At 63.9% G+C, this 18,162-nt stretch carries 18 protein-coding genes; 5 read left to right on the top strand and 13 right to left on the bottom strand.

What is annotated here, in order from left to right; translation table 11 throughout:
• Window positions 1-9 precede the first annotated feature (9 nt).
• The 3 genes from BG83_RS0124015 to BG83_RS29460 all read right to left on the bottom strand — a co-directional run bounded on the left by BG83_RS0124015 (window position 10) and on the right by BG83_RS29460 (window position 2,803).
• On the bottom strand, window positions 10-1,122 hold the full coding sequence (locus tag BG83_RS0124015; RefSeq protein ID WP_024979137.1) for a collagen-like triple helix repeat-containing protein: 1,113 nt from the start codon (window positions 1,120-1,122) through the stop codon (window positions 10-12).
• A gap of 132 nt (window positions 1,123-1,254) precedes the next feature.
• The gene (locus BG83_RS0124010; protein WP_024979136.1) at window positions 1,255-2,052 is read right to left on the bottom strand and encodes a collagen-like triple helix repeat-containing protein; all 798 of its coding nucleotides are present in this window, start codon (window positions 2,050-2,052) and stop codon (window positions 1,255-1,257) included.
• Window positions 2,053-2,614: 562 nt separating this feature from the next.
• Window positions 2,615-2,803, bottom strand: a complete 189-nt coding sequence (locus tag BG83_RS29460; RefSeq protein ID WP_112183628.1) for a hypothetical protein — start codon at window positions 2,801-2,803, stop codon at window positions 2,615-2,617.
• A gap of 992 nt (window positions 2,804-3,795) precedes the next feature.
• On the opposite strand from BG83_RS29460, the gene BG83_RS0124000 reads away from it, so the two are divergent.
• Window positions 3,796-4,371 (top strand): histone H1-like DNA-binding protein, encoded by a 576-nt coding sequence (locus BG83_RS0124000; RefSeq protein WP_004632965.1) that lies wholly within the window; start codon window positions 3,796-3,798, stop codon window positions 4,369-4,371.
• Between the two features lie 253 nt (window positions 4,372-4,624).
• Here BG83_RS0124000 and BG83_RS0123995 read toward each other — a convergent pair whose 3' ends face one another.
• The 10 genes from BG83_RS0123995 to BG83_RS0123950 form a co-directional block, all read right to left on the bottom strand.
• Window positions 4,625-5,092, bottom strand: coding sequence for a membrane protein (locus tag BG83_RS0123995; RefSeq protein ID WP_009241557.1), 468 nt, complete (start codon window positions 5,090-5,092; stop codon window positions 4,625-4,627).
• A gap of 9 nt (window positions 5,093-5,101) precedes the next feature.
• A complete protein-coding gene (locus BG83_RS0123990) occupies window positions 5,102-6,037 on the bottom strand; it encodes a carbohydrate kinase family protein (RefSeq protein WP_024979134.1) in 936 nt (311 codons plus the stop codon).
• A 92-nt stretch (window positions 6,038-6,129) separates the two neighbouring features.
• Window positions 6,130-6,630: a thiol peroxidase gene (gene tpx / locus BG83_RS0123985; RefSeq protein ID WP_024979133.1), complete on the bottom strand. Its 501-nt coding sequence runs from the start codon at window positions 6,628-6,630 to the stop codon at window positions 6,130-6,132.
• 121 nt (window positions 6,631-6,751) lie between these two features.
• Window positions 6,752-8,200: a DUF3426 domain-containing protein gene (locus BG83_RS0123980; RefSeq protein WP_080693732.1), complete on the bottom strand. Its 1,449-nt coding sequence runs from the start codon at window positions 8,198-8,200 to the stop codon at window positions 6,752-6,754.
• A gap of 96 nt (window positions 8,201-8,296) precedes the next feature.
• Complete coding sequence (prmA, locus tag BG83_RS0123975; RefSeq protein ID WP_024979131.1) at window positions 8,297-9,193, bottom strand: 50S ribosomal protein L11 methyltransferase; 897 nt, start codon at window positions 9,191-9,193, stop codon at window positions 8,297-8,299.
• A complete protein-coding gene (gene accC, locus BG83_RS0123970) occupies window positions 9,190-10,557 on the bottom strand; it encodes an acetyl-CoA carboxylase biotin carboxylase subunit (RefSeq protein ID WP_024979130.1) in 1,368 nt (455 codons plus the stop codon). The genes prmA and accC overlap by 4 nt, the downstream gene beginning before the upstream one ends.
• Window positions 10,558-10,693: 136 nt before the next feature.
• Window positions 10,694-11,158 (bottom strand): acetyl-CoA carboxylase biotin carboxyl carrier protein, encoded by a 465-nt coding sequence (gene accB / locus BG83_RS0123965; RefSeq protein WP_024979129.1) that lies wholly within the window; start codon window positions 11,156-11,158, stop codon window positions 10,694-10,696.
• A 142-nt stretch (window positions 11,159-11,300) separates the two neighbouring features.
• Window positions 11,301-11,768: a type II 3-dehydroquinate dehydratase gene (gene aroQ, locus BG83_RS0123960; RefSeq protein WP_024979128.1), complete on the bottom strand. Its 468-nt coding sequence runs from the start codon at window positions 11,766-11,768 to the stop codon at window positions 11,301-11,303.
• A gap of 183 nt (window positions 11,769-11,951) precedes the next feature.
• Window positions 11,952-12,476: a TlpA family protein disulfide reductase gene (locus tag BG83_RS0123955; protein WP_024979127.1), complete on the bottom strand. Its 525-nt coding sequence runs from the start codon at window positions 12,474-12,476 to the stop codon at window positions 11,952-11,954.
• A 66-nt stretch (window positions 12,477-12,542) separates the two neighbouring features.
• Window positions 12,543-13,217, bottom strand: coding sequence for a hypothetical protein (locus tag BG83_RS0123950; protein ID WP_024979126.1), 675 nt, complete (start codon window positions 13,215-13,217; stop codon window positions 12,543-12,545).
• 78 nt (window positions 13,218-13,295) lie between these two features.
• Here BG83_RS0123950 and mpl point away from each other — a divergent pair, with 78 nt between their 5' ends.
• From mpl to BG83_RS0123930, 4 genes are all read left to right on the top strand, one after another.
• Window positions 13,296-14,681 carry a UDP-N-acetylmuramate:L-alanyl-gamma-D-glutamyl-meso-diaminopimelate ligase gene (mpl, locus tag BG83_RS0123945; protein ID WP_024979125.1) on the top strand — a complete coding sequence of 462 codons (1,386 nt, stop codon included), beginning with the start codon at window positions 13,296-13,298 and terminating at the stop codon, window positions 14,679-14,681.
• Window positions 14,682-14,688: 7 nt separating this feature from the next.
• Entirely contained in the window at window positions 14,689-15,312 is a 624-nt protein-coding gene (locus BG83_RS0123940) for a YqiA/YcfP family alpha/beta fold hydrolase (protein ID WP_037032440.1), read from the top strand.
• Entirely contained in the window at window positions 15,309-15,887 is a 579-nt protein-coding gene (locus BG83_RS0123935; protein WP_024979123.1) for a chorismate--pyruvate lyase family protein, read from the top strand. Before BG83_RS0123940 ends, BG83_RS0123935 begins: the two co-directional genes overlap by 4 nt.
• A 153-nt stretch (window positions 15,888-16,040) precedes the next feature.
• On the top strand, window positions 16,041-18,137 hold the full coding sequence (locus tag BG83_RS0123930) for a ribonuclease catalytic domain-containing protein (RefSeq protein WP_024979122.1): 2,097 nt from the start codon (window positions 16,041-16,043) through the stop codon (window positions 18,135-18,137).
• Window positions 18,138-18,162 lie beyond the last annotated feature (25 nt).

The following is an 18,162-nucleotide window of genomic DNA, read 5'->3' as shown; positions in this document are numbered from 1 at the left end:
GCGCAGGGATCAATGCGCGCTCAACGCACCGGTCAGGGGTGACAGCGGATTGCTGCCGGAGGTGCCGGTGGCGTTCGTGACGCCACCCAGCGCATTCGTGATTGGGGCGAGCGGGTTGCCGCTGCCGGCTGCGCCGCTCAGTGCGCTTGTTACCGGCGCCAGCGGATTGCTGCCACCGCCGAGGCCGCCACCGAGCGCGCCCGTGATCGGCGCCAGCGGATTCGTCGAACCGCTGCTGCTGCCGTTGACCAGGCCACCGGCGCTGGCTACCGTGCCGCCGACGGCGCCGACCACACCGCCAACGTCTGCCGTGAGCGGGTTGCCGCCGGCCGCGCCGACTTGCGCCCCCCCGCTCTGCAGGCCGCCGCCGACCGTGTTGAGTGCACCGGCCAGCGGGCCACCGAGCATGGTCGTGCTGCCGACCGTCTGCGTGCCCTTCACCACCTGCGACGACAGCGGCACGATCGCGTTGCTGGTCTGCTGCGTGACCTGCTGGACCGGGCCGCTCGACGTGGCGATGGTGGCCAGGCCGCCCGCACCTTGCAGCACTTGCCCGAGCGCCGACACACCGCTGCCCACCGGCGAAGTCACCGGATTCAGCGGCGCCAGCGGGCTGCCAGCGGCACCTAGATCCGAGATGGTCTGCCCTGCGTTGCCTGCCGTCACCCCGGCGGAGCGGATCACGTCACCCGAGCTCTGCACCGTGGTGCCGACCGGGTCGGGCGTCGAGCCGATCTTGCCGAGCCCGTTGCTGATGCCCGCACCCAACGTCTGGACCGTATTGCCAGTGGAGGTGACCGTCGCGCCAAGATCCTTCTGCGCTGCCGTGCCGCCGATGACGGGCACCGACGCCGTGCCGATCGTCGTGCCAAGGTCGCTGACGGTCTTGCCCGTCTGCGTGACCACGTTGCCGCCGCTGCTGGCCACGTTGCCGACCGGCACAGCGCCCGGATTGTTGTTGGCCGACGATGAGGGCGTCGTATCACCGTTCGGGTTGCCGCCCGAAGCGCAACCGGCCAGTGTCAGCACGGCTACGGCAGCTGCTGCCAGTAGGGTGCGCGACGCCGAAACGGCGGACAACGAAGCGGAAGAAGAAGTGTGGAGCGGGTTCTGAATCTTCATGGTGAGTCTCCTTGTAAGCGCGGCCCGTACCGCGTGTCACCGCCGGGTCAGAAGAACGCGCATCTGGCGTCCAGCGGGTAGCATCCGCCTGCGTTTGCTGTCGAATGCAAAGAAAGTTCTACAGAGCAGTGGCTAGTGATGCACGCCGGATGTCACACCCGACAGCACACCGCCAACCAACCCGCCCACCGTTGTACCAACGCTGCCCAATCCGCCCAGCGGACCGGTCGCGGCCGTACCACCACTGCTGACCGCGCCGACCGAACCAAGCGCACTGACACCAGGCAAGCCCGCCGTCAGCGAACCGACTGCCGTCGTGACCGGCGCCAGAGCACCACCGAGTGCACCGGTTAGCGCACTACCCGGCGCACCACCCGCGGCAGATGGCGTCGCCGGCGAAACCATCGTCGACAACCCGGTGGTGAGCGAACCGAGCGCACCGACCGTGTTGCCCAACGTCGACACCAGCGCATCCCCCTTGCCGGCCGTCGTGATCGTGCTGCCCTCGCTGCCTAGCGCACTGCCGAGCGTCGCCAGCACGTTGCTCACCGGCGCTCCAAGGCCAGTGGCGGCGCCCAGCGTTTGTGTGGTCGAAGTCAGCGTGCTGGTGAGCGGCACGATGGCGGTGATGGTGGCGGTCGTCACCTGCTCGACGGGGCCGGTCAGCGTCGCGATGGGCGTGCTGCCGGTCGATCCGGTGCTACCCGTTGCATTGCTGCCGTTGTCGTTCGACCACGTGGGCGAGGTCGATGCCGCGATCGCAGGCTTTGATTGCGAATCGCTGCCGCCGCCCAGCGACGTACCCATGTCGCCGCTGCCCGAATTCGCGCAGCCGGCCAACACGACGAGCGATGCCGTCGCCAGCACGCACTGCAGGAACACTCCGCGCTTCGGCGGATTCGATTTCGACAAGAACGCTTGATCGCGCATCTTGTGCCTCCACTACTCAGAACAGAACGCTTGTGTTGGACCCCTTCTGTCTTGCGCTCTTTGCTCGTCGGGTTTGTCTTCGCCAGGGCTGTGGTGTTGGCGACGACCTCCCTGTCTTGTCACGTGCCACGCGCGAGGCCCGTGCCACACCGCCCGATCGATGCCGTGCTGATGTGGTGAGCGGATCGTGAAGTGAAACCGAATGGCATGACAATCAGCGTCAACCTGACACCCAAATATGCGGTTGCAGCAATTCACGCACTTGATTTCGAATGAAACGACACTGGAAGCCAATCTTCGGGTAGAAAAGCCGCAACAAAAATCGCCTGTGGATCGCCGTAGAACAATCCTTCTATCGTCGTAAAACAGCCTCGTTTCAAACGCAGTTGCGTGAACTTTTCAGCGGTTGCTGAGCAGGGTTTTCCCGCGATCGACGATTGGTTTTGCGCAGCGCATGTCGCGATCGCGCGGTCGCGCTCGCCAGCAGTTCGGCGTCGTCACGCTTGGGCGCGGGTGTCGCATGCATTGGCACCAACATCGCATGCGTCGATGCGATTCGCGCTCACGCACGCATCGATGTGTCGACCCTATCGCCAACACCTCGCGCATCGGATGCGCGGCACGCGACTTGCGGTACCTGCATGCACGCTGTTGACCATCGCAATCGCATCGACTTCGCGCGGCGCGCGTCGACGGTGTTCGAGATGCGTGTCAGCAGTGTCGTCGACACGTTGAACACGTCGATGCGCATGTGTCGACTGCATCAATTGCGTGTGTATCGACGTGTTGAGCGCGAAAAATTCGCGCGCGTTGTCGCATCTACGCATCGGTTTTTTCGACACGCATCGCGCAGCTCGCACGTCGGTGCGCACGACGATGCCGAATGCGCGCAAGGCGCGTGCGTGTGTTCACGATGCACACGCGCACAACATCGCGTGTTGCTGTAAACCGGCATGACCACTGGGTTTGCGGGGCGCGTGTGTCAACGTGGAGCAACGCCGTAACGTGATGTCACGACGCAAGAAAATGCGCCTTCGCGAGATCGATCTGCGTGCATGCGCGAATCGAATCGCAGCGACGCACAGACGCAGCGCAATCCTTCACCAAAACTCACCGCGCTTTTTGCATAAATCTCTTAACATCACCGCGCAAACGAATTATGATTCGCCTTGACAAGACGTTGACTTCGATGCAAGGAAGCTTCGCGCGATCAACGACGATGAAGTTCCAAGCGGCAAGTGAAAGGTAGTCGAGGAGCGTAACCACTTTGATGCACGCCACGCCGACAGGGCTGTTCGAACTCGGTGCCGTCTCTGCGATCCCCCCGTTGGGATGGGCGTACTACCCCCAAAAGAAAACGCGCGCTCTCCAGTTTTTCGCTGTCTGCAAAGTCACGCTGCACGCGGCTTTGCGGTCCACGCAGCGATTCGCGCAAGATCAGATTTCGACCGGTGTGGCCACGATGCCCCGGTCCTCTCAATTGATGAAGACTCGCCGGATGCAATCTGTCTGGCCGACTGCGGTTACGCCTGTGTGCGCAATCGAGGCGTGTAACTTGCTGCGTGTTTCCGCCGCGCAAGTCGCAGATCTTCCTACCGAATTCATTAGCGTGCGACTGCCGTTTGGTGGTGCGCCGATGAATCGCTCGCTCGGTTGGTCTGGCGATGCCAATGCATCGTGGGATCGGACCGGTCGGGTTGCTCAATCTCGATAGTTCGATACCCAATCTTGAAGGAGTTTCCCATGGCAACTGCTGCTAAGAAGAAACCGGCCGCCAAGGCCCCGGCCAAGAAGGCCGCTGCGAAGAAGGCTCCGGCCGCCAAGAAGGCTGCTGCAAAGAAGGCTGCTCCGGCCGCAAAGAAGGCCCCGGCCAAGAAGGTTGCAGCTAAGAAGGTCGCTGCCAAGAAGGCACCCGCCAAGAAGGCCGCAGTGAAAAAGGTTGCAGCCAAGAAGGCTCCGGCCAAGAAAGCTGCAGTGAAGAAGGTTGCAGCCAAGAAGGCCCCGGCCAAGAAAGCTGCAGTGAAGAAGGTTGCAGCCAAGAAGGCTCCGGCCAAGAAAGCTGCAGTGAAGAAGGTTGCAGCCAAGAAGGCTCCGGCTGCGAAGAAGGCTGCTGCTAAGCCTGCTGCGAAGAAGGCTGCCGCCAAGAAGGCCCCGGCTGCGAAGAAGGCTGCTGCCAAGCCTGCTGCGAAGAAGGCCCCCGCGAAGAAGGCTGTCGCCAAGCCCGCTGCTGCTCCGGCCGCTGCACCTGCTGCACCCGCTGCCAAGACCGCGCTGAATCCGGCTGCGGCATGGCCGTTCCCGACCGGCAACCGTCCGTAAGTCATTCTTACGACGGTGATCCTCCGGGACCACAGCGGCGCGCAAGTCGCGCCCACCTGATCGGATACTGCGTATCCGGTCCGCAAGACCTCAGTGTCTTGCACCGCCCGCCGATCGGCTCACGCCTCGGCGGGCTTTTTCTTGCCCCGAGCATCGCGCATACGTTTCTCGCAGGCAAAAAAACACCGCACCGGCGCGATGCCGATGCGGTGTTTCCGATAAAGCCCTCGGCCTATCAGCCGAGCGTTGTCGATCAGTGCGTGACGCGCGTCACGCCACCCGATGAGAGCAGACGCACGCGCTCCCCAGGGCGGAAGGCCTCGTCGGCGTCTTGCGTGATCGCGCGGTACTCGCCGTTGTCGAGCTTGACCGTGATTTCCAGGCCTGGACGCTTGTTCATCTGACCCTCGAGCGCGCTGCCTGCAACGCCACCGAGAATCGCACCGAGCACACCCGCCGCCACCGAGCCGTTGCCGCGCCCGATGGCTGCTGCCGAACCGATGCCGCCGATCGCGCCGCCGGCAATGGTGCCAACGCCGGTCTGTTCACGGTCGATCACGACATTGCGCACGGAATCTACCGTACCGAAGCGCACGGTCTGCTCGCGCTGCGCCTGACCCGAGGTGTAAGCGCTGTTGGAGTTGGTGCCCATGGCGCAGCCTTGCAGGCCAAGGGCGGCGACCAGCAGAGTCGCGGCGCCGATGCGATAGATGGGTTTCATGTTGATTCCTTATTGATACCGGTACCCGAAAGCGGATTCAAAGCGCCGCGCAATTTCGTCGACGGGCAGGCCGTGATTTTGCGGGCCTTGGCAAGCGATCTTGAGTGAGCCCATCAGGCTGGCGAGGCGGCCGGTGGTGTCCCAATCCAGGCCGTTCTCGATGCCGTAGAGCAGGCCGCCGCGGAACGCGTCGCCGCAACCGGTCGGGTCGACCACACGTTCGGCCGGCACGGCCGGAATAGTGTACTGCTTGCCGCCGGCGTAAATCTCCGCCCCTTCTTCCCCGCGCGTGACGATGTAAGCCTCGACGCGCTGCGCAAGTTCTGCCGCACTGTAGCCCGTGCGTGACAGCATGACCTGCGCTTCGTAGTCATTGACCACCACGTAGCTGGCGAGTTCAACGAAGTGGCGGAGGTCAGCGCCGTCAAACAGCGGCATTGCCTGGCCCAGATCAAAGATGAACGGCACGCCGGATTCGGCAAATTGCGTCGCGTGGTGGAGCATGCCTTCGCGGCTGTCGGGGCCAACGAGGCCGAGCCTGGCTGGCAGCGCATTCTTGACCGAATTGATGCTCGAATGGCTCATCGCGCCTGGGTGAAACGCGGTGATCTGGTTGTTGTCTCGGTCGGTCGTGATCATCGCTTGCGCGGTGAACGTGTCCGGAACCTCCGTGACATGCGCTGTCGAGATACCGAGCTTCTGCAGATAGTCCAGATACGGGCCTGCATCCTGGCCGACCGTGCCCATGATGATGGGGTCGCCGCCGAGCATCTTCAGCGTGAAGGCGATGTTGCCTGCGCAGCCACCGAACTCCCGGCGCATGGTCGGCACCAGAAAGGAAACGTTCAGGATGTGAATCTTGTCGGGCAGGATGTGTTCGCGGAAGTGTCCGTCGAACGTCATGATGGTGTCGTAGGCAACCGAGCCGCAGATCACGCTGGCCATATTGAAGCACTCCAGATATGACACGGCCGCCCAGTGGACGGCCGTGTGATGAACGAGAGACCGGAAGCCGGTCTCCATGCAATCAGTTCAGCTTACTTCAGCGCAGCCAGGGCAGCGTCGTAGTTCGGCTCGTCCTTGATTTCGGGCACGAGTTGCGAGTACAGGACGTTGTCGTTGGCGTCGAGCACAACCACGGCACGCGCAGTCACGCCAGCCAGCGGGCCCGACGTGATGTCGACGCCGTAGGCTTGCTTGAAACCCTTGTCGCGGAAGGTCGACAGCGGCTTCACATTGGCGATGCCTTCGGTGGTGCAGAAGCGGCCGGCCGCGAACGGCAGGTCAGCAGAGATGGAGAGCACGACGGTGTTATCCAGCTTGGCAGCGGCTTCGTTGAACTTGCGCGTGGAGGTGGCGCACACCGGGGTGTCCAGGCTCGGCACGATGTTCAAGACCTTGCGCTTGCCGGCAAAGTCAGCGAGCGAGACGTCTTTCAGGTCTGCGCCGACCAGCGTGAATGCCGGAGCCTTCGAGCCTGCGGTCGGGAATTGGCCGCCGACTTCGATCGGGTTGCCGCCAAGGGTCACGTTTGCCATGGTGTTACTCCTTCCTTTGATACGTGTTGGGGAAAAGCCGCTAACAGGACCCTGCTGGCATCTGCGTCGGCCCGCTCGGCCGGCAGGGTCTTGTTAGCGGCTCTAAGCCAGGGGTGAAGATTCAGGGGTAAAAAATCAGGACCCGGTAGTTGGCCGTCGGGCGCTGGGATTGGAATCGTACCCGAATCGGTAATTCGGCGCGGGCGGGCAGCCCTGACTTGCTGTATGCACTGTCGGTCGGGTTCAGGTAGTCGGTGGGCAGCAGCGCGCGGCGCGAGAGCAGTTGGTCTTGCAGGTCCGTTGTTACCAGCTCGATGGCCGGCAGGGCGATGGGGCCGCCGGCGCGGTTGCGCAACGTAGCCGTCAGTACGTACTGGTCGGATGCATCGCCTTCTTGCCGCTGCAGTTGCGAGGATTCGATCTGCAATGCATCGAGATCACGCGGCGGCGCGATCGTGCAGCGCAGTGGCTGGCACAGGGCTTCCAACATCGGGCGTGTGGAGGGCACGCGGCGCGCGATCTCGGCGCGCGCCAGGAAGAGCATCTGCGCCACCGCCAGCACCGTCAGCAAGCCGATCGCGATGCGCGCGAGGGCACGGCGTCCGGTGGTTTTGCGTGCCTGCTCGCGGGCCTGCGCGGCACGCAGAAAATCCAGCGTCGCGGCAGAGACACCATGATTCGGCCCACGCGCCTTGCGCGGACGTGGAGCACCGGTCAGCGTGCGCTGCGGCGCCGGGCCGGTCGGCTCGGCTTGCGTGCGACGTGCTTGACCATGGCGGCGCGGCACCGGCGCAAAAAGCGTGTGCGGATCGGTTTCGTGGCGCATCCAGACCGAATCGTGCTTCTCCGCCTCGGGCTTCGGGGATGCGACGGCTGCCGGCGTGGACGGTGCCGCTGCCGGAGGTGCCGGGGGCGCGATGGCCGGCTCTACCGGCAGGTCTGCCGACGGCTGCTTGGGCACGGCGGCGGCGAACGCGTCTTCCTCGTCGTCGAGGTCGCGGATCGGCGGCAGGCCGTGGAACGGATCGGCGGGAGCGGCGGGAGCGGCGGGCTGTTCGGGTTGCGGTGCCTGCTGTGCGGGCTCGGCGGCAGGCTCGGCAGCGTGCTCGATTGGCGCCTCGTCCGGTAGCGGGCGCGTGTCCGGCGCAGTCGATTGCACGTCGGGCGCGGGTGTTGCGCCTTCAACTTCCCCCAGATGCACTTCGGCGATGCCTTCTTCTGGAACGTCTTCTTCCCAGATCAGCGTCATGCCGAAGCCGTGATCGTCCTCTGCTGCAGGCGGCGCCGCGGGCGTTTCCGGTTCAGGGGTGGCGGGCGTTGAGAGCGGCGCTATGCGCGCGGCGTGTTCCGGCGATTGCTGTGGCTGCGGTGCTTCGGCGGTCGGCGCCGCAGGCGTGAGCACGGCGCCAAGCTCGATCAGGTGATCGCGGCCATCGAAGACGTGATTGCAGCGGCCGCAACGGACGAGCCCGCCGCGCAGCCGAAGCTGATCGGCGACAACGCGGAATGCGGTTTGGCAGTTGGGACAGCGGGCGGCCAAACGTGGCGCAGCTTGTGGCGCAGTTGCCATGCGGGACGAGGAGAAAAATGCCGACCGCGCGAGTATTGCAGACAGCGGCGCCAGCGTCGACCTTTGCAGGCGACACTGGCGCGCAATACCTTGAAATTACGCGGGCTTCACACCGTGCAGGCAGACCCAGCCGTCACGTGCACGCCACACGGTGAGTGGAATGACCGAGGCATACGCGGCGGCCACTTCTTCGGCCTGGCGCTCGAGCACGCCCGAGAGAATCAGCCGGCCGCCCGGGCGCACGCGCGCGCACAACATGGCTGCCATCAGCTTGAGCGGGTTCGACAGGATGTTGGCGACGACCAGATCGAACGTACCTTCCGGTGCGTCGTCGGGCAGAGCGAAGGTGGCTTCGACGTGGTTGCGCTCGGCGTTGTAGCGCGAGGCTTCCACCGCGTTCGGATCGATGTCGACACCGACGGTTTCACCGGCGCCCAGCTTCTTGGCGACGATGGCCAGGATGCCCGAGCCACAGCCGTAGTCGAGCGTGCGTTCGCCAGGCTGCACGTGCTGCTCCAGCCATTCCATGCACAGGCGCGTGGTCGGGTGGCTGCCTGTGCCGAACGCGAGGCCCGGGTCCAGTTCCAGCACCACGGCATCGGGCTCTGGCGCGTCGTGCCAAGACGGCACGACCCAGATGTGCTCGCCAATATGAATGGGCTCGAACTGCGACTGCGTGACGCGAACCCAGTCCTGTTCTTCGACTTCGCGTACGGTGTACGCGGGCAGCGGCGTCAGGTTGATCTCGTTGGCAGCGGCTGCCACCAGCAGTGCCGGATCGGCGTCGTCGGCGAGCAGTGCAACCACGCGCGAGCGGTTCCACGCCAGGCGTGTCGGCTCGTGGCCGGGCTCGCCAAAGAGCGGCTGCTCTTCGGGCGTGTCGGCATCGGCGTCTTCCACCGAGACCGACAGTGCGCCGAGATCAAACAGGGCTTCGGACAACGCTTCGGCGTCGTCACGCGCCACTTCGAGCACGCATTCGCGGTACGTCACTTGCCGCCACCCTTGGCCACTTCCTGTTGCGCCAGACGGTGCTCCAGGTAGTGGATGTCGGTGCCGCCTTCAACGAAGTTGGCATCGAGCATCAGTTCGCGGTGCAGCGGCACGTTGGTCTGGATACCTTCCACCACCATTTCCGACAGGGCGATACGCATGCGGGCGATGGCCTGCTCGCGCGTGGCGCCGTACGTGATGACCTTGCCGATCATCGAGTCGTAGTTGGGGGGCACGAAGTAGCCGTTGTAAGCATGCGAGTCCACGCGGACGCCCGGACCACCCGGCACGTGCCACGACGTGATGCGACCCGGCGACGGCGTGAACTTGAACGGATCTTCCGCGTTGATGCGGCACTCGATGGCGTGGCCCTTGAGCACGATGTCCTTCTGGCGGAAGCGCAGCTTTTCGCCGGCCGCCACACGGATCTGCTCCTGTACGATGTCCACGCCCGTGATCATTTCCGTGACCGGATGTTCGACCTGCACGCGCGTGTTCATTTCGATGAAGTAGAACTCGCCATTTTCGTACAGGAATTCGAACGTGCCGGCGCCACGGTAGCCGATCTTCTTGCAGGCCTCGGCGCAGCGGTCACCAATGCGCTCGATCAGGCGGCGCGGAATGTGCGGTGCCGGCGCTTCTTCGATCACCTTCTGGTGGCGGCGCTGCATGGAGCAATCACGCTCGCCCAGCCAGACGGCGTTGCGGTGCTGGTCGGCCAGGATCTGGATCTCCACGTGGCGCGGATGCTCCAGGAACTTCTCCATATAGACTTCCGGATTGCCGAAGGCACGGCCAGCTTCCTCGCGCGTCATGTTGACGGCGTTGATCAGCGCAGCCTCGGTGTGAACCACGCGCATGCCGCGGCCACCGCCGCCGCCAGCCGCCTTGATGATCACCGGATAGCCGACCTTCTTGGCCGTTGCCAGAATTTCCTTCGGGTCTTCCGACAGGGCACCTTCCGAGCCCGGCACGCACGGCACGCCGGATTTGATCATTGCCTGCTTGGCCGACACCTTGTCACCCATCAAGCGGATCGATTCGGGCGTCGGGCCGATGAAGGTGAAGCCGGATTGCTCCACGCGCTCGGCAAAGTCGGCGTTTTCCGACAGGAAACCGTAGCCAGGGTGGATGGCCTGGGCATCGGTGACTTCGGCGGCCGAGATGATGGCCGGCATGTTCAGGTACGACAGCGGCGACGGTGCCGGGCCGATACACACCGCTTCGTCGGCCAGCTTGACGTATTTGGCTTCCTTGTCCGCCTCGGAATAGACCACCACGGTCTTGATGCCGAGTTCGCGGCAGGCGCGCTGGATGCGAAGAGCGATCTCGCCGCGATTCGCGATCAGGATCTTGTCGAACATCGTGTTCTCGCTACAAAAAGGAGAGGCGAGGGCGCTGTGGCTGGGCCGCGCACAGTGGCAGCCCGGGTGCGCCGGCTCGCGCTCGGATGCGGCACGCTGCGCGCCGCACGATGAGAGTCGGTGAGATGCCGGAAGATCAGCCGATCACGAACAGCGGTTGGCCGTATTCCACAGCCTGGCCGTTGTCGATCAGGATCTCCTTGATGACGCCGGCCTTGTCCGCTTCGATTTCGTTGAGCAGTTTCATCGCTTCGATGATGCAGATCGTCTGGCCTTCCTTGACGGTGTCGCCCACCTTGACGAACTCGGCCGCGCCCGGCGAGGGCGAGCGATAGAACGTACCGACCATTGGCGACGTCACGATGTGGCCAGCCGGCAGGGCCGGGGCAGCAGCTTCGGCGCCGACGGCAGCCGGAGCGGCGGCGGGTGCGCCGACGGCCGGTGCAGCCTGCATGGGCATCGGCGCATATTGCATCGGCGCCATCACTTGTGGCGCCGACTTGACGATGCGGACCTTGCCTTCGCCTTCGGTCACTTCGAGTTCCGAAATGCCCGATTCGGCTACCAGGTCGATCAGCGTTTTCAGCTTGCGCAAATCCATGAACGTTCTCCTGCAGCGTCGGCGGTCTGGGGCAGTGGATGCGCGCGAATGGCTCTTCAGTCGCGCATCGGTCAAAGGCGCTCCAGGCGCTGGCGTCGTTGCGTTGGTTAAGTAGTTGAAATAAAAGGAAGAAGACGGCTGATCAGCCGCCGTGTTGGTCAATTGCGAAGTCCAGTGCCGCGAGATAGCCGCGCCAGCCCAGTCCGCAAATCACGCCCACCGCCTGGTCTGCCAGATACGAATGATGGCGGAACGGCTCACGACGATGCACGTTGGACAGATGTACTTCGATATACGGGATCACCACGCCGGCCAGCGCGTCGCGCAGGGCCACGCTCGTGTGCGTGTAGGCGGCCGGATTGATGATGATGAATTCAATGCCTTCGCTCTTGGCGGCGTGGATGCGGTCAACCAGCGCACCTTCATGGTTCGACTGGAAGTGCGCCAGCGTCACGCCGCGCGCCGTGGCACGTTCGACCAAGGCGGCGTTGATGTCGGCAAGGGTGGTTGCACCATAGACTTCCGGCTCGCGCGTCCCCAGTAAATTGAGGTTCGGGCCGTGCAGTACGAGCACGTTGCGAAGCGCTTTGGCGATGGGTTTATCAGCCACGGTTTTGACCGGTTGAGCGAAGTTGGGCGCAATTTACAGCAACTTAGAATGCTTTGTCTAGTTTTTGTCAAAAAAGTCTTGAGAAATCGGTGTTTTCACCGATCTTGAGGGCGCTGCCTACGCTTTGGCCGCAGAAGAAGGGGAGTTGCGTGCACATGAACGTCATATGACGTTTTTGTATATTCACGTGCGCTGCAAAGCCTCGCGCAGTTCGTCCGGATGCACGCGGCCCATCTTTCGGAACGTGATTTCGCCTTGTGCATTGAGAATCACAGTGAACGGAAGGCCGCCGACTTCGTTGCCGAACTGACGGCCCAGTTCTGTCCCGCCAAAGCCCGCCACCGCGATCGGGTATGTGACGTGTACCTTGCTCAAGAACGTCTGGATATTGGATGCCGAGTCAATGCCGATGCCGACAAACTTTGCCTTGGCCTTCTGCTCCTGCGCCAGCGCGGACAGCTCTGGCATTTCTTCCACGCAAGGACCGCACCACGGTGCCCAGAAATTGATCACCACCGGCTGGCCACGAAAAGCTGCCAGATCCAGGGGCGCGCCATTGGCGTCTGGAAGCTTGCTGCCGTAGAAGGCGGTGACGGCATTGTCAGCCGGCGTTTTGGGCTCGGTGGCGCGATGTCCGAAATAGACGCCCGCCGCCGCGGCAAGCAGGCCAGCGATCAACAGGGCAATCAGAGTGGTACGGCGGGACATGGTTTTGCGGAGGTCTCTATATATAGACAGAGGCGGAGCGTGCGGGATTGTACTCCTGTCGGCCGGTCACCCCTGCGACAGTAGGGCACGCACCGCCGCCGCGTCGCCACGTTGGGTCTTGCCGGTGGCGTCTGCGCGCCGCGCGCCGCGCACATCGTTCATGTCGTATAAGGCGATGTGGACGCCGACAGGCGTGCCTGTTTCAGCGCGCAGCTCGCGCGCAAGCTCCCGGGATTCGGCCCCCGCGGGCCACTGGCCGCGCCATAGGAAGCTGAGCGTTTCCACTTCGTCGCGGCCGGCGAAGTGAGCGCTCTCTGTTGTGTCGAAATCCACGCCGGCGTTGAGCAGGAAGATCGCCACATCCTTCGGGCTGTCGCAGAAGACCTGCAGGTGGATGTCGGAGTGCTCGCTGGCGGTGCCGTTGAAGACCGCGCCCGCCAAATACGGGTGATGGACTGCCAGCCCTTCCATCAGCAGCAGTGCGATGCGGCGCAGCAACGCCAGCACGCGCGGCTGGGATTCGGCCTGGAACAGCGCCTGGTATTCGCGGACTTCCGTTTCGACCTGTTCATTGTCCGGCAGCCATTCGCCGGGCGCGCGGGATTCCGTACCGAGCACTTGGCGCGCAGCCTTGCGCTTGGCGGTGGCGTAGTCGGCGCCGTCTTCCGCGATCATGCGAGCGGCGGTGATGGCAATTTCCTCCCGCACGCGGGCGGGGTCGAGGGTGGGGCGTTTGGACATGGCTCTATTTTACTGAAGCGCGCGGGCCGGCCTGAAGCCGCAGGTACAATGCGGCGCAACGAAGTTGAGATGGCTCCCATGCATATCCACATCCTTGGAATCTGCGGCACCTTCATGGGCGGCATTGCCTTGATTGCCCGCCAGGCCGGTCACCGCGTCACCGGCTGCGACGCCAACGTCTACCCGCCGATGAGCACCCAGCTCGAGGCGCAAGGTATCGAGCTGATTGAGGGCTTCGACCCCGAACAGCTCTCCATCGGCGCCGATCTGTACGTCATCGGCAACGTGATCTCCCGTGGCAATCCGCTGATGGAAGCCATCCTGGATCGCAATCTGCCCTACATTTCCGGCCCGCAATGGCTGGGTGACAACGTACTGCGTCAGAAATGGGTGCTTGCCGTGGCAGGCACGCATGGCAAAACGACCACCACGTCGATGCTCGCCTGGATTCTGCAGGACGCAGGCTACAACCCTGGCTTCCTGGTGGGCGGTGTGCCGTGCAACTTCGGGCTGTCGGCGCGGCTCACGGAATCCGACTTCTTCGTCATCGAGGCCGACGAGTACGACACGGCCTTCTTCGACAAGCGCAGCAAGTTCGTCCATTACCGCCCCCGTACTGCCATATTGAATAACCTGGAGTTCGATCACGCCGATATCTTTCCCGATCTTGCCGCAATCGAAACCCAATTTCACCACCTGGTGCGCACCGTGCCCGGTCAAGGCCGCCTGCTTGTCAATAGTCGCGAAGATAGTCTGAAGCGTGTACTTGAGCGCGGATGTTGGTCGGAAGTCGAGCAATTCGGCGCAGAAGGCGACCTCGGTTGGGAAATCGCGAACCTGGGTGAAGACGATAGCTTCGACGTGGTTTTCAATGGCCAACCGCAGGGTCGGGTCCGCTGGGCGCTTCAGGGCGATCACAACCGCATGAACGGGCTGGCGGCGATTGCCGCCGCTCGTCACGTCGGCGTGTCGCCTGCTCAAGCCATTGAAAGCCTGGCTCGTTTCGAAAATGTGAAACGCCGTATGGAAGTACGCGGCACCGTCAATGATGTGACCGTCTACGACGACTTTGCCCATCATCCGACCGCCATTCGCACGACGATCGAGGGGCTGCGCCGTCGCGTAGGGAGGGGGCGCATTCTCGCGGTACTGGAGCCGCGTTCAAACACCATGAAGTTGGGTGTGATGAAACAGGCGCTTCCGGACAGCTTGTCTGGAGCAGATCAAGTCTTCGCTTACGGGGCAGCCGATGGCCGCGATGCAATCGGTTGGGATCTGGCTGGCGCGTTGGCGCCGCTGGGGGAGCGCGCGAAGGCATTCTCTGATCTAGGCGCTCTGGTCGCAGACGTCACTGATACCGCGCGCCCAGGCGACCATGTCCTTGTCATGAGCAACGGCGGATTCGGCGGCGTACATCAGAAGCTGCTGAACGCCTTGGCTGAACGCGTCGGTACCGCCAGCTGATCCGTATATGCCGGCATCCATCATCTATCTGCACGGATTCCGTTCGTCGCCCCGCTCGTTCAAGGCGCAGTTGTTGGCCAAGCGGATGGCTTCCGTGGGGCTGGCAGATCAATACGTTTGCCCGACATTGCCTGTATCCCCCAGCGCAGCGATGGCCGAAATGGAGGCGCTGATCGCTGAGTTGGGTGCGCGTGACGGCATCAAACCTGTGCTTATCGGCTCCTCTTTGGGGGGCTTTTACGCCACTTGGCTGGCTGAGCGGCATGGGCTTCGCGCGGCAATGCTCAATCCCGCTACCCGCCCAGAGCGGGATCTCGCCAAATACGTCGGCGAACAGCCGCTGTGGCATGGCGGTGGCACGATCCGCGTCGAGCCGCATCACCTGGACGAGCTGCAAGCGCTCGCCGTGTCCGCCATCACGCAACCCGAGCGCTATTATCTGCTCGCCGCGACCGGCGATGAGGTGCTCGACTACCGTGATATGCTTGGCCGCTTTCCTGGCGCGACCTCCCGCATCATCGAGGGCGGCGACCATGGCATCAGCGATTTCGCCCAGTACATGGACGAAGTGCTCGTCTTCTGCGGCGTTCCCGCCGACCTGTTGGCCGCGCATCCGTTTAGCGCCGCATGACCGATTCCCCGTCTTACCCGCGCAGCCTCTGGCGCAGCGCGTTGCCCCCGGCTGTGGTCTATGACCGGCACTGGGCGCGCTGGGCAGTCGGCGCCGACTCGCTGACTGCGCGGCTTCGTGCGGCATCGTCGCGCTTCCGCGTTCAATTGCTCGGCCAGCGGCGGGCGATGCCATTGCGAGATGAGTGGCGTTGTCTCGGCATGGCCGGCCCTGCCGATACGCTGGTCCGCGAGGTTTTGCTGATCTGCGACGATATCCCGGTGGTCTATGCCCACACCATCGTGCATCAGCGCAGCGTGGCGCTTGACTGGCCGTTCCTGAAAGCGCTGGGGACGCAGCCGCTGGGGCACTCGCTGTTTGCCGATCCGCGTGTCGAGCGCGGAGACTTCGAATTCGCCTTGCTGGACGCGCGCCACCCGCTGGTGCGCCGTGCGCACGGGGCGCTGGGCGATGCGCCTGTTGCCGGCACCGCCCGGTTGCCGGCCCGCAGATCGGTGTTCCGGCGTGGCGCGAGCGCGATGCTGGTGACGGAGGTTTTCCTGCCCGCGCTGGCTGGCTTCCAGCCGCCGCGGTAAGCGTATTTGGCGGGCCAGGCGTTGAGCCAGTGCGGTATCATCGCCCCCAACTTTTTATCGCCGCGTATTACGTTGTGACGTCAGGGTGCGCGGCCATTCCATCTCATTCAAAGCGATGCTCGGTCGTGCGAGTGCCGCAATCCATACAAATCCATGCAGTTGCTGTTTGAAGAAGGCGGCGAGATCCGCGCGGGCACCGTCTTGTCCCAACAGGGCGAGGCCTATCAGGTCGAGTTGCCGAGTGCCAAGCGCACCAAGGTCAAGTCGCGCGACGTGTTGCTGCAATTCGCGCAGCCGTCCGCAGGGGAGCTGTCGCAGGCCGCCCAGGCTCTGTCAGCAGAGATCGACCTGGATTTCCTCTGGGAATGCGCTTCGGCCGATGAATTCGGTTTTACCGATCTGGCCGGGGAATACTTTGGCGCTGGCGCCAATGCCACGCAGCAGGCCGCGCTGGCCATCGCGCTGCATGGCTCGCCGATCTACTTCCGCCGCAAGGGCCGCGGCCGCTACCAGCGCGCACCTGAAGATCAACTGAAAGCCGCGCTCGCGGGCCTGGAGCGCAAGAAGCAACAAGCCGCACTGCAGGCCGAATACGAAACCGAGTTGAAGGCGATGCGCCTGCCCGAGGCCTTCCGCGGGAAGACGCTGCAACTGCTGTTCAAACCGGACAAGAACAGTCTCGAATACAAGGCGCTCGACGCGGCGTGCACGGCGCTGGGCCTGTCGCCGATGCGCCTGATGGTGGCGGTGGGCGGCATCGCCAACGCCCGCGCGCTGCACGAGGCGCGCTTTTTGTCGGAATGCTTTCCGAAGGGCACCGGCTTTCCCGATGTGACCGTGCCGGAACCGGCGATGGAGTTGCCGGCCGCCGACGTGCGCGCCTTCTCGATCGACGACGTGACCACCACGGAAATCGACGACGCCATCTCCGTAACCCCGATTGATGACGCCACCGTGCGCATCGGCATCCATATTGCCGCGCCGGGCTTTGGCGTCCAGCGCGGCGAACCGTTGGACGTGATTGCACGCCAGCGCTTGTCGACCGTGTATTTCCCCGGCGACAAGATCACGATGCTGCCGGAGTCGGTGGTGGATCGCTACACGCTGCAGGAAGGGCGCGCGTGCCCGGCGCTGTCCCTGTATGCGACGGTCGACCGCGCCACCTGGACGGTCACCGCCAGCGAAACGCGCTGCGAATCCGTGACCGTGGCCGCCAACCTGCGCCACAACCTGCTCGACGACGTGATCACCGCCGACGCGCTGGCCGATGGCTCGGGCGACTACCCGTTCAAGGCCGAACTGGCGGTGCTGTGGCCGTTTGTGTGCGCCTTGTACGACGGTCGCCAGCAGGCCCGCATCGCCAGCGGCCTGAAGCCCGAGGGCGCGCAGAAGGGCGATTATTCGTTCTACATCGATGCGATTCCGGAAGCGGAAGGCGGCGGCGAGCGCGTGCGGATCGAACAGCGCAAGCGCGGCTCGCCGCTGGACAAGATCGTTGCCGAGCTGATGATCCTGGCCAACAGCACGTGGGGCCGCATGCTGGCCGACGCCGGGGTGCCGGGCATCTATCGCACGCAGAAGGCGTGGGGCATGCACCGCACGCGCATGCAGACGTATCCGGCGCCGCATGAAGGCCTGGGCGTGGCGCAGTACGCGTGGAGCACCTCGCCTCTGCGCCGCTATGTCGATCTGGTCAACCAATGGCAGATTGCCGCGGTGGCGCAGCACGGCGTGACAGCCAAGCTGATCGCGCCGTTCAAGCCCAAAGATGCCGACCTGCTGGCTGCCGTGGCCGACTTCGAGGCCACCTACGCTGCCTATGCCGACCATCAGTCGACCATGGAGCGCTACTGGTGCCTGCGCTGGCTCAAGCAGGAACATCGCACGCGCATGCAGGCCGTGGTGCTCAAGGAAGGCGCCGTGCGCTTCGCCGATATTCCGCTGGTGACGAAGGTGCCGGAACTGGCGCAAACGCCACGCGGCACGCATGTCGTGCTCGATATCCTGGACACCGACGAGATCAGCCTGGAAGTATCGTGCCGCGTGGTCGAAATCCTTACACCCGCAACGGACGCGCAAGCTGAAGCCGAAGCCATCGAAGAGGAACTGGCCGAGGCAGAGAACGAAGCGGATGTGCCGGCTGAACCACAACCGGCGGCCGATGAGGAAGAGGCTCGCGCAGAAGCCGACGCTGCTGTGGCGCCGCCGCCGCAAGACGGCGAGAGCGGTGGAACGCCTGGCCCTGCCTAACTACAATCGCAACCTGACCTTCATT

It is taken from the genome of Ralstonia pickettii (genome assembly GCF_000607165.1).
GTDB classification, from domain to species: Bacteria; Pseudomonadota; Gammaproteobacteria; order Burkholderiales; family Burkholderiaceae; genus Ralstonia; species Ralstonia holmesii.
The sequence above is the reverse complement of the archived record's forward strand: the minus strand, read 5'-3'. Positions and strand labels throughout refer to the sequence as shown.

What these genes read in the sequence shown, in the direction of transcription:
- BG83_RS0124015 (WP_024979137.1), bottom strand. Translation starts at nt 1,122, where the DNA reads ATGAAGATTCAGAACCCGCTCCACACTTCTTCTTCCGCTTCGTTGTCC.
- BG83_RS0123950 (WP_024979126.1), bottom strand. Translation starts at nt 13,217, where the DNA reads ATGTCCAAACGCCCCACCCTCGACCCCGCCCGCGTGCGGGAGGAAATT.
- BG83_RS0123980 (WP_080693732.1), bottom strand. Translation starts at nt 8,200, where the DNA reads ATGGCAACTGCGCCACAAGCTGCGCCACGTTTGGCCGCCCGCTGTCCC.
- BG83_RS0123935 (WP_024979123.1), top strand. Translation starts at nt 15,309, where the DNA reads ATGACCGATTCCCCGTCTTACCCGCGCAGCCTCTGGCGCAGCGCGTTG.
- BG83_RS0123930 (WP_024979122.1), top strand. Translation starts at nt 16,041, where the DNA reads ATGCAGTTGCTGTTTGAAGAAGGCGGCGAGATCCGCGCGGGCACCGTC.
- accC (WP_024979130.1), bottom strand. Translation starts at nt 10,557, where the DNA reads ATGTTCGACAAGATCCTGATCGCGAATCGCGGCGAGATCGCTCTTCGC.
- BG83_RS0124000 (WP_004632965.1), top strand. Translation starts at nt 3,796, where the DNA reads ATGGCAACTGCTGCTAAGAAGAAACCGGCCGCCAAGGCCCCGGCCAAG.
- BG83_RS0123955 (WP_024979127.1), bottom strand. Translation starts at nt 12,476, where the DNA reads ATGTCCCGCCGTACCACTCTGATTGCCCTGTTGATCGCTGGCCTGCTT.
- accB (WP_024979129.1), bottom strand. Translation starts at nt 11,158, where the DNA reads ATGGATTTGCGCAAGCTGAAAACGCTGATCGACCTGGTAGCCGAATCG.
- mpl (WP_024979125.1), top strand. Translation starts at nt 13,296, where the DNA reads ATGCATATCCACATCCTTGGAATCTGCGGCACCTTCATGGGCGGCATT.
- BG83_RS0124010 (WP_024979136.1), bottom strand. Translation starts at nt 2,052, where the DNA reads ATGCGCGATCAAGCGTTCTTGTCGAAATCGAATCCGCCGAAGCGCGGA.
- tpx (WP_024979133.1), bottom strand. Translation starts at nt 6,630, where the DNA reads ATGGCAAACGTGACCCTTGGCGGCAACCCGATCGAAGTCGGCGGCCAA.
- BG83_RS0123990 (WP_024979134.1), bottom strand. Translation starts at nt 6,037, where the DNA reads ATGGCCAGCGTGATCTGCGGCTCGGTTGCCTACGACACCATCATGACG.
- BG83_RS29460 (WP_112183628.1), bottom strand. Translation starts at nt 2,803, where the DNA reads ATGCGCATCGACGTGTTCAACGTGTCGACGACACTGCTGACACGCATC.
- BG83_RS0123995 (WP_009241557.1), bottom strand. Translation starts at nt 5,092, where the DNA reads ATGAAACCCATCTATCGCATCGGCGCCGCGACTCTGCTGGTCGCCGCC.
- BG83_RS0123940 (WP_037032440.1), top strand. Translation starts at nt 14,689, where the DNA reads ATGCCGGCATCCATCATCTATCTGCACGGATTCCGTTCGTCGCCCCGC.